General features: G+C 47.7%; 13 protein-coding genes. 10 read left to right on the plus strand and 3 right to left on the minus strand.

The genetic code is table 11. From position 1 onward, the window contains the following. The 4 genes from INT76_RS08215 to INT76_RS08230 all read left to right on the plus strand — a co-directional run bounded on the left by INT76_RS08215 (position 1) and on the right by INT76_RS08230 (position 5,352). Positions 1-2,454: an ATP-dependent Clp protease ATP-binding subunit gene (locus INT76_RS08215; protein ID WP_212569963.1), complete on the plus strand. Its 2,454-nt coding sequence runs from the start codon at positions 1-3 to the stop codon at positions 2,452-2,454. A 201-nt stretch (positions 2,455-2,655) separates the two neighbouring features. Continuing rightward, entirely contained in the window at positions 2,656-3,717 is a 1,062-nt protein-coding gene (locus INT76_RS08220) for an AAA family ATPase (RefSeq protein WP_212569964.1), read from the plus strand. A 32-nt stretch (positions 3,718-3,749) separates the two neighbouring features. Beyond that, positions 3,750-4,568 (plus strand): nicotinamide riboside transporter PnuC, encoded by an 819-nt coding sequence (pnuC, locus tag INT76_RS08225; protein WP_212569965.1) that lies wholly within the window; start codon positions 3,750-3,752, stop codon positions 4,566-4,568. A gap of 1 nt (position 4,569) precedes the next feature. Next, positions 4,570-5,352, plus strand: a complete 783-nt coding sequence (locus INT76_RS08230) for an NUDIX domain-containing protein (protein ID WP_212569966.1) — start codon at positions 4,570-4,572, stop codon at positions 5,350-5,352. A 41-nt stretch (positions 5,353-5,393) separates the two neighbouring features. Here INT76_RS08230 and dusB read toward each other — a convergent pair whose 3' ends face one another. From dusB to gshAB, 3 genes are all read right to left on the minus strand, one after another. Continuing rightward, positions 5,394-6,404: a tRNA dihydrouridine synthase DusB gene (gene dusB / locus INT76_RS08235; RefSeq protein WP_212569967.1), complete on the minus strand. Its 1,011-nt coding sequence runs from the start codon at positions 6,402-6,404 to the stop codon at positions 5,394-5,396. Next, a complete protein-coding gene (gene hslO / locus INT76_RS08240; RefSeq protein ID WP_212569968.1) occupies positions 6,397-7,263 on the minus strand; it encodes an Hsp33 family molecular chaperone HslO in 867 nt (288 codons plus the stop codon). The genes dusB and hslO overlap by 8 nt, the downstream gene beginning before the upstream one ends. A 121-nt stretch (positions 7,264-7,384) precedes the next feature. Continuing rightward, complete coding sequence (gene gshAB, locus INT76_RS08245; protein WP_212569969.1) at positions 7,385-9,631, minus strand: bifunctional glutamate--cysteine ligase GshA/glutathione synthetase GshB; 2,247 nt, start codon at positions 9,629-9,631, stop codon at positions 7,385-7,387. Positions 9,632-9,925: 294 nt separating this feature from the next. Here gshAB and INT76_RS08250 point away from each other — a divergent pair, with 294 nt between their 5' ends. The 6 genes from INT76_RS08250 (at position 9,926) to INT76_RS08275 (ending at position 16,487) form a co-directional block, all read left to right on the plus strand. Then, on the plus strand, positions 9,926-11,215 hold the full coding sequence (locus tag INT76_RS08250; RefSeq protein WP_212569970.1) for an adenylosuccinate synthase: 1,290 nt from the start codon (positions 9,926-9,928) through the stop codon (positions 11,213-11,215). Between the two features lie 110 nt (positions 11,216-11,325). Next, positions 11,326-11,628: a preprotein translocase subunit YajC gene (yajC, locus tag INT76_RS08255; protein WP_212569971.1), complete on the plus strand. Its 303-nt coding sequence runs from the start codon at positions 11,326-11,328 to the stop codon at positions 11,626-11,628. 130 nt (positions 11,629-11,758) lie between these two features. Continuing rightward, a complete protein-coding gene (gene uppS, locus INT76_RS08260; protein WP_212569972.1) occupies positions 11,759-12,514 on the plus strand; it encodes an undecaprenyl pyrophosphate synthase in 756 nt (251 codons plus the stop codon). Positions 12,515-12,526: 12 nt separating this feature from the next. Continuing rightward, positions 12,527-13,333: a phosphatidate cytidylyltransferase gene (locus INT76_RS08265; protein WP_212569973.1), complete on the plus strand. Its 807-nt coding sequence runs from the start codon at positions 12,527-12,529 to the stop codon at positions 13,331-13,333. 9 nt (positions 13,334-13,342) lie between these two features. After that, positions 13,343-14,602: an RIP metalloprotease RseP gene (gene rseP, locus INT76_RS08270; protein WP_212569974.1), complete on the plus strand. Its 1,260-nt coding sequence runs from the start codon at positions 13,343-13,345 to the stop codon at positions 14,600-14,602. Between the two features lie 28 nt (positions 14,603-14,630). Further along, positions 14,631-16,487 (plus strand): proline--tRNA ligase, encoded by a 1,857-nt coding sequence (locus tag INT76_RS08275; RefSeq protein ID WP_212569975.1) that lies wholly within the window; start codon positions 14,631-14,633, stop codon positions 16,485-16,487. Positions 16,488-16,595: the final 108 nt, after the last annotated feature.

Below are 16,595 nucleotides of genomic sequence, written 5' to 3' on the forward strand. Positions count from 1 at the left end.
ATGAAATTTTCAAGTGGTTTGCAGCGGACGTTTGAGGACGCGCAACTGATTGCCCAGCGATATAGCTGTGATTTTTTAGAAACCTGGCACATCCTGCTGGCTTTTGTTATCAATCCAGATACTATTGCAGGGTCCACTCTGGTGGAGTACCCTGCCGATGTTGAAGACTATGAACATGCAGCCTATGTCGTGACAGAAAAAGTCTACCGTGAAGAGCTAGAAGCGGTCACCATTTTGCCAGCGTCTAAGCGCTTGGAGGAAACGCTTCAATTTGCAAGGCAGATTGGTGAGGTTGTGAAGGCGAAGCAGTTGGGAACAGAGCACCTCTTTATGGCTATGCTTCTAAACAAGCGGACCATTGCTTCGCAGATTTTGGACAAGGTGGGCTTTCATTTTGAAGACTCCGATGACAAGGTGCGTTTTCTTGATTTGCGAAAGAATTTGGAAGCCAAGGCGGGTTTTAGCAAGGAACACCTCAAGGCCATCCGCGCCCTCATGAAGGGAGGCAAGTCCAAGCAGCCAAGTATGGCCAATATGATGGGGATGCCACCGACAGCTCAGAGCGGTGGGTTGGAAGATTATACCCGCGATTTGACAGCTCTGGCGCGAGCGGGGCAGATTGAACCTGTGATTGGTCGAGATGAAGAAATTTCTCGCATGATTCAAATTCTTTCCCGTAAGACCAAGAACAACCCTGTTTTGGTTGGGGATGCCGGTGTCGGAAAGACTGCTCTAGCATTGGGATTGGCTCAAAAGGTAGCAGATGGGGAAGTTCCATCTAGCCTATCCAAAATGCGTGTTTTGGAGCTGGACTTGATGAATGTCATTGCAGGTACTCGTTTCCGTGGGGATTTTGAAGAGCGGATGAACAATATTATCAACGATATTGAAGAAGACGGGCAAGTCATCCTCTTCATCGATGAGCTCCACACCATCATGGGCTCTGGTTCAGGAATTGATTCTACGTTGGATGCAGCCAATATCCTCAAGCCTGCTCTAGCGCGTGGCAGTCTACGAACAGTCGGGGCAACCACTCAAGACGAATACCAAAAGCACATTGAAAAAGACGCGGCCTTAGCCCGCCGCTTTGCTAAGGTGAGCATTGAAGAACCAAGTGTGGCAGACAGTATCGCTATTTTGCGTGGCCTCAAATCGGCCTACGAGAAGCACCACAGGGTAATCATTTCAGATCAGGCGCTAGTCACTGCTGTAACCTATGCCAAGCGCTATCTGACCAGCAAGAACCTACCCGATTCGGCTATTGATTTGCTGGATGAAGCCAGCGCTACTGTCCAAAATCGTATCAAGTCAGAAGGTGCAGAAGGAGAACTAACAGCTCTTGACAGGGCTCTGATGTCTAAAAAATATAAGACGGTCAGCCAGCTCTTGATTAAAGAAACCGAGGACATTCAAAGACCCGTTAGCCAGTTGGCTGTGACAGAAGATGATGTTTTGGTGACTCTCAGTCGCCTATCTGGGATTCCTGTATCCAAACTCAGTAAGACAGATGCGAAGAAATATCTATCCTTGGAAAGCGAACTCCATAAGCGGGTTATTGGACAAGACCAAGCCATTTCAGCGGTCAGCCGTGCCATCCGTCGCAATCAATCAGGTATTCGAACTGGCCACCGTCCTATCGGTTCCTTCATGTTTTTGGGGCCGACAGGTGTCGGAAAGACCGAGCTAGCTAAGGCACTGGCGGAGGTGCTGTTTGATGATGAAGCTGCCTTGATTCGCTTTGATATGAGTGAGTATATGGAAAAGTTTGCGGCCAGCCGCTTGAATGGAGCCCCTCCTGGTTATGTGGGCTATGAAGAAGGGGGCGAGTTGACAGAAAAAGTTCGCAACAAGCCTTATGCGGTTCTCCTCTTTGATGAGGTGGAAAAGGCCCATCCGGATACCTTTAATATTCTCTTGCAAGTCTTAGACGATGGTCAATTGACGGACAGCAAGGGGCGTAAGGTAGATTTCTCCAATACCCTGATTATCATGACTTCTAACTTGGGGGCGACGGCTTTAAGAGATGACAAGACAGTTGGGTTCGGGGCTCTTGACCTTTCTCGCAGTCAGGAACATGTTGAAAAGCGGATTTTTGAGGAATTGAAGAAGGCCTATCGTCCAGAATTTATCAACCGGATTGATGAAAAGGTTGTCTTTCACAGTCTGTCCGAGCAGGATATGCAGGAGGTGGTCAAGGTTATGGTGGCACCGCTTCTTGGAGTCATGGCCGAAAAAGGCATCCAGCTCAAATTACAGCCTTCAGCACTCAAACAGTTGGCAACAGAAGGCTATGATCCAGAAATGGGTGCAAGACCGCTTCGCCGGCTTCTTCAGACCAAGCTGGAGGATCCGTTGGCAGAGATGTTGCTGAAAAGGGAGTTGGAAGCAGGCTCTATCCTGAAAGTAGGGGTTAAGTCTGGTAGGCTGACCTTTACAGTGACGAGTCAGGACTAGAATGGAGAAAGTGATGTGGATGGATGTTATCCAAGATCCAATCTGATTTCCCGATTTTTCCGTTTTGAAAAAAAGATGGACTAAGTTTTTAGCTTGGTTCATTTTTTTACAACCTTTTTATAAAAAAATATAAAAAACCCTTGACTTTCTCTCAAACAAGTAGTATGATATAAAATATAAAAAATAATAAAAAGGTACACTATGAAAAAAACAGTAGCCGTTATCTTCGGCACCTTTGCACCTATGCACAAGGGGCATATCGACTTAGTTCAACGGGCCAAGCGGGAATGCGACCGCGCCGTTGTCATTGTTTCAGGTTATCAGAATGATCGCGGGCAACAGATTGGGCTGGGGCTTCAGAAGCGCTTCCGCTATATCCGCGAAACCTTTAACGACGAGAGTTTGGTGTCCGTCTTTAAGCTAGATGAGGAAGGGATTCCGCCTTACCCTCATGGTTGGAAACCGTGGTTGGCCGCTTTGACAGACTTGATAACCTTGAGCTCAGACGAAGAGTTGGTCTTTTATGTGTCAGAGGAAGAGTACGCAGAGGAGTTGAGAAGCCGAGGGTACAGAGCTTCTTGCACCGAGCGCAATTTTGGAATTTCTGCCACACTGATTCGAGAAAATCCAGCCAAGTACTGGAACTCAATTGCCAAGCCTTTCCGTCGCCATTTCTCCAAGAACGTCCTAGTATTGGGGTCTGCCTCAAATGGGAAGACAACCTTGGTCAGGGATTTGGGCCGCTATTATTCCTGTCCTGTATCTCTGGAATATTCTCGCCACTACCAGCAACGCTACAATGTCCGCGATGATGAGTTGACGGGGAAAGACTACAACTACCTTTTGACAGGCCAGTATCGCCAGACCTCCAACCTGATTGACTCGGATACCAATCGTGGTCTGGTGATTGCAGATACCAATGCTACGGTGACAGAGGCCTACTATGATTATTATATCGGTGAAACCTCCAGCTCTTTCCACTCTCTCTGTGCGGACACGGTTAAGAGTGAAAAATGGGCCTTGATTATCTTTGTTTTGCCGACGGGTTCTTATATTGATGATGGTTATCGGGATATGACCATGGCTGATAGTGAAATCCGCCATGCCTTCACCGAACACTTGAAAGAATTGGTGGCAAAAAATCATCCTCATACACCGGTGGCCTTTATCGGTGGCTCCTATGCAGAAAATTACAGCCAGGCTATCCAGCTCATTGACACCATCTACAACGAATTCGCACCGTCAGACAAGTGGTTTGACTAGGGATTCCCTTTGAATGAAATAAGGAGAAAATTATGACTACTTTGGAAAATCGTAAGAACAACCTGTTGCAATCTTTTAAAGAAGTGCCGCAGAATATAGGAAAAATCTTTGCCGTAGCCCGTCAGATGGGATTTAGTGGAGTGGCTAAGGCAGCTTACAATGATTTGTTTGTAGGGCGTAGCCTTTTTCAGTGGCTCTACCTGATTGTTCTGTCAAGTGTACCCATTGTCTTGCATTTTACCTCAGGCAGCAATGACTGGATGGGCTTGTTTACTGCATGGACCGGAAACCTCTGTGTTATCTTGGTAGCTGAAGGCCGTGCCAGCAACTATCTGTTTGGTTTTTTGAGCAACGTAGTCTACTTTGCCTTGTCCTTCCAAAATATGTTTTATGGAGAAGTTATGACGGCCATCTTTTTCATCGTCATGCAGCCGGTTGGTCTGTATTTCTGGCTGGCAGATCGGGTGAAAGGTGAGAAGAAAGAGGAGCCGCAGGTGTCCGAATTCGCAACCCGCAAATTGAACTTCTTTGGTTGGATTAAATGGCTTTGTTTTACTGTCTTGGTTTGGGGAACGTTCGGTTTGATTTACCAGTCTATCGGAGCAGCCCGTCCTTTCCGTGACTCCATTACAGATGGTACCAACTGGACAGGGCAGTTTCTTCAAAGCTATCTCTACCGTGAGCAATGGGTCTTCTGGATTGCGACCAACCTCTTTTCTATCTACCTCTGGTGGATGGGGCCAGATAGCGGCAATCTTCAGATGGCTGCGATGTATTTTGTCTGGACCATCAACTCAATCGTAGGTTGGTACCAGTGGTCTAAGGCGGTAAAAGAGAGAAAGGGGGCCTAAGATGACTCGGCCGGTCGGTCTATCAGATAAGGAATATTTTGAGCGAGTGGCGACAGAAGCCGAGTTTTTGGATTGGTACAAACAGCAAGATGCTCCCCGTTTTGAAAAGCCTAGTGTGACAGCGGACATGGTGGTTTACAGTTTTGTCGATGGACAGATTAAGCTTCTTCTTATTCGCCGTGCAGCTCACCCTTGCCAACACAAGCTGTCCTTAGTCGGCGGCTTTATCGGGCGCGACGAAGATGCCTATCAGACCTGTCAGCGGCAAATCAAGAAGGAAGCAGGGCTGGATCTGCCTCGCCATCATATCGAGCAGCTGTTGACCATTTCGGATCCCAATCGCGATCCGCGTGGCTGGGTCATGACGATTGCCCACTTGGTCTACCTGCCTAGTCAGGCCTTGGATTTGGTGCAGGCAGGTGAAGATGGCAGAGAGCCGATTGTCATTGATGTGGACTTTAAAAAAGCTCAGTGCAGCTACCAAGGTCAGCTCCTGACGGCCGAGGATTTCGCTTTTGACCATTATGAAATTGTCATGACTTCTATCAAGCGGATTCAGGGGCGGATGAAGTGGAACCCGACCTTCCTCAATCTCCTGCAGACTCCTTTTACCATCTATGCGGCGACAGACTTGGTGAACCTCATTTCTCCGGATAAAAAAATCCTCCACAACAATTTCCTTAGTAAATATGGAGAATATGTGGAGGAGGCGGGAGTGGAGCGAGTTCCGAAGAAAAAGCCGAAAAAAACCTATCGTTTGAAAGCAAAACAGACCGGCAATTAGCGGGTCGTAGAAAAAAGTCGTTGGAATTTTCCAGCGACTTTTTATGATGAGTGAACTCGTTTTGTCTGAGCAGCTTCGCGGGCTTGGGCAAAGAGTTCTTGGATTTCGGCCATGGTTTCAGCTTTGGCAACGGCTCCGCGGATCTTTGCTGCTCCCGCTGTACCGCGTAGGTAGTGAGGTGCCAGACCACGAAATTCGCGGACGGCGATGGACTCGCCTTTGAGATTGACCAGTCGGCTCAAGTGTTCGTAGGCGACATTGAGTTTGTCTTCGAAGGTCAAGTCGGGCAGGACTTCTCCTGTTTCAAGGTAGTGGTTAATTTGGTTGAAAATGTAGGGGTTGCCCATGGCAGTGCGTCCCACCATGACGGCATCGGCACCGACTTCTTCGATGCGTTGGCGAGCGTCTTCTACGCTACGGATGTCGCCGTTTGCGATGAAAGGAATCTTGGTCAGGCTGCCAGCCACCTTGGTGAGGGTGTCTAGGTCAACGGTTCCTGTATACATCTGTTCGCGGGTACGTCCGTGCATGGCTAGGGCAGCCACACCGCCGCTTTCTGCGGCCAGGGCATTTTCGACCGCTAGGTCGGCATTGTTCCATCCTGTCCGCATCTTAACGGTCAGGGGAATATCGAGGACCGAGGTCACTTCCTTGATGATGTGGTAGATCTTATCTGGGTCCTTGAGCCACTTGGCACCGGCCTCATTTTTGATGACCTTGTTGACAGGGCAGCCCATGTTGATGTCTACGATGTCCGCTTTGGTGTTGGTCTGGATGAAATCTGCGGCACGCTTGAGTCCCTCAGCATCGCCACCGAACAGTTGGATAGACATGGGGTATTCGTTGTCATCGATATGGAGCATGTGAAGGGTTTTAGTGTTGTTGTAGAGCAAGCCTTTTTCAGAAATCATCTCCATGACGACCAGTCCTGCGCCCATTTCTTTGGCAATGGTGCGGAAGGCCGAGTTGGTTACACCAGCCATTGGGGCCAGCACACAGCGATTGGGGATCTGAACATCGCCAATCATGAAAGGGGTATTAAGATTAGCCATTGATGAGTTCCTCCAAATCTCTTTCGTTAAAGTGGTAATGGGTCTGGCAGAATTGGCAGGTGATGTCTGCCCCCTTGTCTTCCTCTTTCATCTCTTCTAGATCCGTTTTTGGTAGGCTGGCCAGAGCGTCGAGGAAGCGGTCTTTGGAGCAGTCGCAGACAAAACCGATTTCTTCTTCTGACAGGCGTTTAAAGCCGTCCTCGCCATAAATGGCGGAAAGCAGAGCTTCAATGTGGTTTTCAGAGGCCAGCAGACTTGAGATGGCAGGCATTTCTTGGATGCGTTTCTCGAAACGAGCAATTTCTGCCTCGGTCGCACCTGGAAGAACCTGTAACAAGAAGCCTCCTGCGACCCGTACCTTGTCTTCCTTGTCCAAGAGAACATTAAGGCCGACAGCTGAAGGAGTCTGTTGGCTATCGGTTAGGAAGAAGGCAAAGTCTTCGCCAATTTCTCCGGAAATCAAGGGGGTCATCGAATGGTAGGGGCGGCCTGTTCCGTAATCTGTGATAACGAGGAATTGTCCGTTGCCGACTAGCGGCCCAACGATAACTTCACCCGTTGAAGTCCGTTTGTAATCCAAATCAGGATTTTGAATGTAGCCCTTGACTTGACCTTGGGTATTGGCAACTGAGATGACAGCTCCGACGGCTCCGTCAGCTAATATTTTCAGGGTAATCTTGGTATCGCCCTTTTCGTTGGCAGCCAAAATCTGGTTGGCGATCAGGGTGCGGCCGAGAGCCACAGTTGATGAAGCCATGGTATCATGTTTTTCCTGGGCAGTCCTTACGGTCTGTGTGCTGTCCAGTACATAGGCACGAAAGTACCCGCTCTCTGAAATCGTCTTAATCATTTTATCCATAAGGATTATTATAGCACAAGTGACGAAAAATGCTAGTTATACTCTTTGAAAATCAAGAAGAGGGCTGTTTCATCGTCTGAACAATCAAAAGACCAAAAGCAAGGGGCTTCTGGTCGGTTTCTTATAACTCAGGAAAGAGTTTATCAAGGATTTTTGGGGTGATGCGTTGGCCAGGGCCGGCATAGGTATATGTATGCAGGTACATGGCTGGGTTAAAATTGAGTTCAATACAGGTGCAGTTTGGCTGGTCCTTGCTCGCTGGTTGGGTCAGATCAGGGATGATTAAATCTACCCCGCAGGCCCAAGCTCCCATGGCAGTCGCCATTTGGGCAGCCAGCTGTTTGTAGCTTTTGTCCATCTGGTCGGTCATATCAATAGAATCACCACCGGTTGAGATATTGGAATTGCGACGTAAAAAGGCCTGTACTCCTTGTGGGAGGATGGTGTCAGGGGTGTAGCCCTGTTGTTCCAGCATCAGCAGTTCGATAGCGCCTAGGTCGATGATTTCAAGCGGTGAACGATGGTCACGGCCACGCAGTGGGTCTTGATTTTTCTTTTCGACCAATTCACGGATGGTAGACTGACCATCCCCTGTGACATTGGCTGCGACGCGCAGCAGTACAGCCTCGCAGTGACCATCTAGCACAAAGAAACGGTACTCGGTTCCTGCGATATATTCTTCAACCAAAACATGGCTGTCTTCTGCAAAGGCCAAATCCAGAGCCTTTTCGTAGTCAGAAAGACTGGCTGGTTCTTGGAAGATGGAGATGCCAAGCCCGAAATTAGTGGATTTGGGTTTGATCACAATAGCAGAGCTACGAATCAGTTGGTAGTAGCGCAGGGCATCGGGTTTGTTAGAAAATTCTGCTCCCGCAGGAACTGGAAAACCTGCTTGTCCTAAAATCTTTTTGGTGACCACCTTATTGGCCATGGCCAGAGGGATGACATAGTTGTCTTTGGAGGTCATATTGGCATTTTTGACGTACTCGATATGCTCCCCATGCCAAAACTTGAGAAATTGGTCTTCCTCGTCCAAAATCTGGATATGAAGCCCTTTTTGGATAGCGTCAAAAAGAAGCATCTGGGTGGAGAGTTCCATGTTCTCATAACCCTTGAGGGCGTATGGTGCGGTCCAAGCGTACTCACGATAGCTACGACCTTGCTTGCGTCCAAAGGTTTCCAAGGATTGGTCAAGGACTTGTTCTGCCAAACGACCGCCCAAGGTCAGACTCGGATTTGCGATTTGTTGTTCAATCGTGTGGATGAGTTGCTTGTAGGAGTCATCCAGCTGGAAGTGGGCAACCAGCTCCTTCATAGCAGTCAGAATGGTCTGGCTATCGGCTTCAGCAGGCAGGGCTGAAAGAGGGTGGCTGAGAGCAATCCGGTTATTGAGCTCTGAAGCCTGACTCAGGGTTTGGTCGACCTGCTCCATGTCATCTAGCCAGAGCAGGCTAAGGACGAAGAGGTGAACCGTATCCAAGGTTTCCTGACTGATGGCGACTGGTTCAAAGGGATTGAGGTCAAAGCAGCGGAATTCCAGATAAGTAATCCCTTGGGTCAGGTAGTCGCGGTTGCGTTTGCTGCCACGCAAGCGAACAGCGGAGTAGAATTCTTTTTCTGCAGAGAGCTGGCCACTAGCGACATAGCCTTCTAGGTCGGCCACATATTGGTCCAAACTGTCAAAGGATACTTGGATGTCACTTGCATTGACATAACCGTAGCGGCTGTTACGGATAGAGCGGACAAGGCCTAACTCCTCTTTTAGGAAACCTTTTTCCGCTAAAGAGCTGGTACCGTAGAGGTAGGTCAACAGCCAGCGGTAACGCAGGAAATTTTGAGCCAGTTTGAGATAAAGGTCGTTTTTAAAGGTGAGCAATTCCTCGTAGTCGCTTTGGGCAAAGAGAGCTTGAACCAAGTCTTTTCCTAGCTCCATGTTGTAGTGGATGCCCGACATTGACTGGAGCAGTTTGCCATATCGCTGCCCTAAACCAACGCGATACTGGTATTCGTAATCATCGTCCAACTGGGCAATCTGAATCTCTTCCTCCTCAATCTGCGGAGGCATGGAAAGAGGCCAAAGGTATTCAGATTTATTCATAGAACGGGTGGCCACGTCTGTGATGGCTCCTAGCATTCTACGGGCTTCCTTGGTAGAGCCTGCTACCGGGGTGATGAGTTCCAGTTGTGGCTCGCTGTAATCGGTTTGGATGTAAGGGTGAAAGGAGCGTGAGCCTAGAGAAGTTGGGTGTGGGGTTTGGGCAATGCGGTCATTTTCATTGATACGAAGAGACTCCCTTTCTAGGCCGAAGTTGGCCTGCAAAATGGGGAGGTGATGAGGTGCTTTTTGGAGTAGATTGGTCAATTTCATAGAAAGATCCTCGCTGGCTAATAGTACTCTTATTCTAAACAGTTTGGAGAAGAAATACAAATTTCTGCTACGTTTGAAGAAAATCTTCTAACAGGCAGGGTATGATTAGGAAAAATGCGGAAAAAGAAATTTTATCCAAGTCTAACATTCGCTTTTCCTTTTAAACCGTCCAATTCTTGAAAAAAAGTTCGTTTTTTTGTAAAATAGAGTGTAAGACTTAAACCGCAGGTGAGATTCCTGCCTGAGTTGAAGAAAGGTTGAACTGGGCAACTAGTTCAAGAGAAAAGAAAAAATATGACATCAGTAGTTGTTGTTGGAACCCAATGGGGAGATGAAGGAAAAGGAAAAATCACAGACTTCTTGTCAGCCAATGCCGAAGTCATTGCTCGTTACCAAGGGGGTGACAATGCCGGGCATACGATTGTAATCGACGGCACCAAGTACAAGCTGCATCTGATTCCATCAGGTATTTTCTTCCCAGAAAAAATCTCTGTTATCGGAAATGGTGTAGTTGTCAATCCAAAATCCTTGGTCAAGGAAATCAACTATCTGCATGAGTCAGGTGTGACAACAGATAATTTGCGGATTTCTGACCGCGCCCATGTTATCCTGCCTTACCATATCAAACTCGATCAGCTGCAAGAAGAAGCCAAGGGTGAAAACAAGATTGGTACAACCAACAAGGGGATTGGTCCTGCTTATATGGACAAGGCTGCCCGCGTGGGTATCCGTATTGCAGACCTCTTGGACAAGGATATTTTCGCAGAGCGCTTGCGCACCAACTTGGCTGAGAAGAATCGTCTGTTTGAAAAAATGTACGAGTCAACACCGATTGAATTTGACGAAATTTTTGAAGAATACTATGCTTACGGCCAAGAAATTAAGAAGTATGTCACAGATACCTCTGTTATCTTGAATGACGCTTTGGATCAAGGCAAGCGTGTCTTGTTTGAAGGGGCGCAAGGGGTTATGTTGGATATTGACCAAGGAACCTATCCATTTGTTACCTCATCAAACCCTGTTGCGGGTGGGGTGACAATCGGTAGTGGCGTGGGGCCAAGTAAGATTGACAAGGTTGTTGGTGTATGTAAGGCCTACACCAGTCGTGTGGGTGACGGCCCCTTCCCGACTGAATTGCACGATGAAATCGGCGACCGTATCCGTGAAATCGGTAAAGAGTACGGCACAACGACAGGCCGCCCGCGCCGTGTGGGCTGGTTTGACTCGGTTGTCATGCGCCATAGCCGCCGTGTGTCAGGTATTACCAACTTGTCGCTCAACTCGATTGACGTCCTGTCTGGTCTTGAAACCTTGAAAATCTGCGTGGCTTACGACTTGGATGGTGAGCGGATTGACCACTATCCAGCAAGTTTGGAGCAGCTCAAGCGCTGCAAGCCAATCTACGAGGAAATGCCAGGTTGGTCAGAGGACATTACAGGTGTTCGTAGCTTGGATGAATTGCCAGAAGCAGCTCGCAACTATGTCCGCCGGATCAGTGAATTGGTTGGTGTCCGTATCTCAACCTTCTCAGTTGGGCCAGGTCGTGAACAGACCAATATTCTTGAGAGCGTGTGGAGTAACTAAAGATGATAAAAGAGGGAATCCCCCTCTTTTTGTGGTTGAGGTTGTTGCTTTGCATTCTAAGCTGAATTTGCTATAATAAGTCCTAGAAATAATGAATGAGGTATATATAGATGAACCAATTTTTATTCCCGCTCTTGATGCTTGCTATGCTTGGTTTTATGATTTTCACGCAACGCAAACAGCAGAAAAAACACCAAGAGGCTCTCAACCAAATCAAAAAAGGTGATGAGATTGTTACAATCGGTGGCCTTTACGGTATCGTGGATGAAATCAATGACCAAAAGGTTGTTCTGGATGTGGACGGTGTTTACTTGACATTTGAACGCTCTGCAATCCGAAGAACGGTCACACCAGCAAGCCAGCCTGTTCAAGCTGAAGAAACTTCTGAGTCAGCGATTATTTCAGAAGACTAATACAGAGATAAGTCCTTGGGAGTTCCCGAGGATTTTCCTTGTTTTTAGCGCTTTTAGCTGGGTGCTTGACTTTTTCTTTCTTGGTAAAATATGATATAATAGACTGATTATACATTAAAGGATTAAAAAGATGTTTACCTTTGGTTTTAAGAAAAAAGAAACGATAAAGACGGCAGTTGAGGTTCCCAAGCATATTGCCATCATTATGGATGGAAATGGTCGTTGGGCCAAGAAACGGATGCAGCCACGGATTATGGGGCATAAGGCTGGGATGGATGCTCTGCAAAAGGTAACCAAAACCGCATCAGCTCTGGGCGTTAAGGTTTTGACAGTGTATGCTTTTTCAACCGAAAACTGGTCTCGGCCGGAGAAGGAAGTCGCCTTCATCATGAATTTGCCGGTGGAATTCTACGACAAGTATGTTCCTGACCTTCACGCTAATAATGTCAAAATTCAGATGATTGGGGACCACAGTCGTTTGCCAGAAGCGACCAAGGCTGCCCTGTATAAGGCGGAGCAAAAGACCAAGAACAATACAGGTCTGATTTTGAACTTTGCACTCAACTACGGTGGTCGGGCAGAGGTCACAAGTGCAGTCAAGGCCATTGCCCAAGATGTCTTGGATGGTAAACTCAATCCTGGAGATATTGATGAGAAGCTCATCGGCGACCATCTGTATACCAATAGCCTGCCAGCTAGTTTCAGAGATCCGGATTTGGTGATTCGGACCAGTGGGGAATTGCGTCTCAGCAATTTTTTGCCGTGGCAGACTGCGTACAGCGAACTCTATTTTACCGATGTGGCCTGGCCAGATTTTGATGGAGAGGCCCTGCAGCTAGCGATTAAAGAATACAACAGACGCCACAGACGTTTCGGCGGTGTCTAAGAGGGAGATGAAATGAGGAGAGATTTACGGAAACGAGTGGTATTTGGCGTTTTAGCCTTTGCCATCTTCATGCCATTTGTATGGACAGGAGGCGTTGCCTTTCAAATTTTCGTCGGGCTACTCGCCATGCTATCAACGGCTGAATTGATTAAGATGCACCGTTTGTCGCCAAGTTCGATTGAGGGAATCTTGGCCATGCTGGGGAGCTTGGTCTTGACCCTGCCCTTGGAAAATTACTTGCCCTTTTTGCCGACGGATGGCAATTACACGGCTTACGCCTTGATTGTCTTTTTGCTTTTGGGGTCAACGGTCTTTAATCTAAGGACCTATTCTTATTCGGAAGCGGTGTTTCCGATTGCCTCTAGTTTTTATGTCGGCATTGGCTTTCACAGCTTGATTTTGGCACGAATGGACAGTTTGAATAAGGTGCTGTTTGCCCTTTTCATCGTCTGGGCGACAGATATTGGAGCCTATATGATTGGCAGCCGGATTGGACGACACAAGTTGATGCCGCTGGTTTCTCCTAATAAGTCAGTAGAAGGCTTCTGGGGAGGGATTGTGATTGCAGTGATTGTGGCTGCGCTATTCGTCTTTTTTGATAAAACGGTAGCCGCAGGCTACTCATTGCCGGTTCTCTTGGGCTTGGTAGCGGTCTTTTCTGCCTTTGCCCAGTTTGGAGATTTGGTAGAAAGTGCCATTAAACGTAGGTTTGGTGTCAAGGATTCTGGGAAATTGATTCCTGGTCATGGTGGAATCTTGGATCGGTTTGATTCGATGATTTTTGTCTTTCCCATCATGCACCTCTTTGGCCTTTTCTAAGGAGTAACTATGCAAGGAATTTTAACCTTTATTTTCATTTTCGGTGTTATCGTAGTGGTTCATGAATTTGGGCACTTCTATTTCGCCAAAAAGGCGGGGATTTTGGTCCGTGAGTTTGCAATCGGTATGGGGCCGAAGATTTTCGCCCATATTGGCAAGGACGGAACTGCTTATACCATCCGCATCCTGCCCTTGGGTGGCTATGTTCGCATGGCAGGTTGGGGCGAAGATAAGACGGAGATTAAGACGGGAACCCCTTTGTCCCTAACCTTGAACGAGGAGGGTGTCGTTACCCGGGTCAATCTGTCTGACAAGCAGCTGGATTCGGCCAGTCTGCCTATGAATGTGACCAGTTTTGATTTTGAGGATAAACTGGAAATCACTGGTCTGGTTTTGGACGAAACAAAGACCTTTAAAGTAGACCATGATGCGACGATTGTGGAAGAGGACGGAACGGAAGTTCGGATTGCGCCTTTAGACGTTCAGTACCAGAATGCTTCCATTTGGGGTCGCTTGATGACCAACTTTGCTGGCCCTCTCAATAACTTTATTTTGGGGATTCTTGCCTTCATCATCCTAGTGTTTCTGCAGGGGGGTGTTGCCAATGTTGATACGAATGTGGTAACCATTACACCAGGTGGAGCCCTTGAAGCGGCAGGTTTGGTGACGGGAGATCAGATTCTCTCTATTGACGGTCAAAAAACGGATTCTTACACGGAGATTGCTCAAATTATATCCGATGTCAGTCAGGACGCTACCAGTGCCCCGACTGTGGAAGTTGTGGCTCAACATGATGGTCAGGAGAAGACGGTGCGGGTGCAGTTGAAGGAAACGGACGGCAACTACTATTTGGGTGTATCTCCTAGTTTGAAGACGGGCTTCTTAGATAAGATTTGGGGCGGGATTGTCCGCGCCGGTGAAACAGCCCTCTTAATCGTGACAGCCCTGCGTAACCTCATTGCCAATTTTGATATCCAACAGTTGGGTGGGCCGGTAGCCATTTACAAGGTTAGTGCCCAAGCAGCAGAGAACGGTATCTTGTCTGTTATCTATCTTTTGGCCATGCTGTCCATTAACTTGGGTATTTTTAACTTGATTCCGATTCCGGCCTTGGACGGTGGAAAGATTTTAATCAATATGATTGAAGCTGTCCGCCGCAAGCCGCTCAAACAGGAAACAGAATCCTACATCACCTTGGCCGGCGTAGCCATCGTGGTTTTGCTCATGATCGTTGTCACTTGGAACGATATTATGCGCGTGTTTTTCTAAAGAATGAACTGAAGGAGTTTTCAACTACATGAAACAATCTAAAATGATTATCCCTACCCTGCGTGAGATGCCATCTGACGCTTCTGTTATTAGCCATGCTCTCATGGTGCGGGCGGGTTATGTCCGTCAGGTTTCGGCAGGGATTTATAGTTATCTGCCTCTGGCTAATCGCGTGATTGAAAAGGCAAAACACATTATGCGGGAGGAGTTTGACAAGATTGGTGCGGTGGAATTTTTGGCGCCAGCCCTCTTGTCGGCAGACCTTTGGAGAGAATCAGGCCGTTATGAAACCTATGGTGATGATCTCTACAAGCTCAAAAACCGTGAAGGGTCAGATTTTATCTTGGGGCCAACCCATGAAGAAACGGTGACCCTCTTGGCGCGTGATGCCATCCAATCCTACAAGCAACTGCCCCTCAATATCTATCAAATTCAGCCTAAGTATCGTGACGAAAAGCGTCCTCGTAATGGGCTCTTGCGCGGTCGTGAGTTTATCATGAAGGACGGTTATAGCTTCCACGCTAGCTACGACTGTTTAGACAAGACCTACGATGATTACAAGGCAGCCTATGAGGCTATTTTCACTCGTGCTGGTTTGGAATTTAAGGCCATCATCGGGGATGGCGGGGCGATGGGCGGTAAGGACAGCCAAGAATTTATGGCGATTACCCCAGACCGTACCGATTTGAACCGCTGGGTAGTTTTAGATAAGTCTGTTGCTTCTTTTGAGGAAATCCCAGAGGATGTTTTGGAGGCTATCAAGGAGGAACTCTTGGCTTGGGCTGTTTCTGGCGAAGACACCATCGCCTATTCCAATGAGTCTGGCTACGCAGCCAACCTTGAGATGGCTACCAGTCTTTACAAGCCCCGCAATTTGGTGGTGAATGAGGAAGCCTTGACTAAGGTAGCGACGCCTGACGTTAAATCAATTGATCAGGTAGCTGCCTTCTTGGATGTTCCAGAAGAACAAACCATCAAAACCATGCTCTTTATGGCGGACGGTCAACCAGTTGTTGCCCTGCTTGTCGGAAACGACCAGGTTAATGATGTGAAATTGAAAAACCATCTGGGGGCAGACTTCTTCGATGCAGCCAGTCCGGAAGATGCTGCTGCGGTCTTTGGTGCTGGTTTTGGCTCGCTTGGCCCAGTTGGTCTGCCAGAGGGTGTCAAAATCATTGCTGACCGCAAGGTTCAAGATGTGAAAAATGCTGTAGTCGGAGCCAACGAGGACGGCTTCCACTATACCGGAGCAAACGCAGGCCGTGATTTCCAGGTGACAGAGTATGTAGACATCCGTGAAGTAAAAGAAGGCGAGCAGTCACCTGATGGACAAGGAATCCTGCAGTTTGCGCGTGGTATCGAAATCGGTCATATCTTCAAACTGGGTACCCGCTATTCAGATAGCATGAATGCGACCATCTTGGATGAGAACGGCCGTGCTATGCCGATGATTATGGGCTGCTATGGTATTGGTGTCAGTCGTCTATTGTCAGCGATTTTAGAACAGCATGCGCGACTCTTTGTTAACAAGACTCCTAAAGGGGAATATCGTTATGCTTGGGGTATCAACTTCCCTAGAGAATTGGCTCCATATGATATTCACTTGATTCCAGTCAATGTCAAGGATGAGGCGGCCATGATTCTGACCCAGAACATCGAAGACCAGCTTCTACAAGCAGGTTACGAGGTCTTGACAGACGACCGCAATGAGCGTGTCGGTGTAAAATTCTCTGATAGTGATCTGATTGGCCTGCCAGTCCGTGTCACCGTTGGGAAGAAGGCAGCTGATGGCGTGGTTGAAGTGAAAATCAAAGGAACAGGCGATACTGTTGAAGTGCATGTAGACCAGTTGCTTGAAACCTTGAAGATTTTGTTACAGGCATAAAAACGATTTGAACTGTCTCCAGCCTTGGAGGCAGTTCCTTTTCCGTCAGGCTCTTTTTATCTGCCATAGACATGCAAAATATGATAAAATAGAACTACTATTTACCAC

The sequence above is a fragment of the Streptococcus oriscaviae genome, from assembly GCF_018137985.1.
Lineage (GTDB): Bacteria > Bacillota > Bacilli > Lactobacillales > Streptococcaceae > Streptococcus > Streptococcus oriscaviae.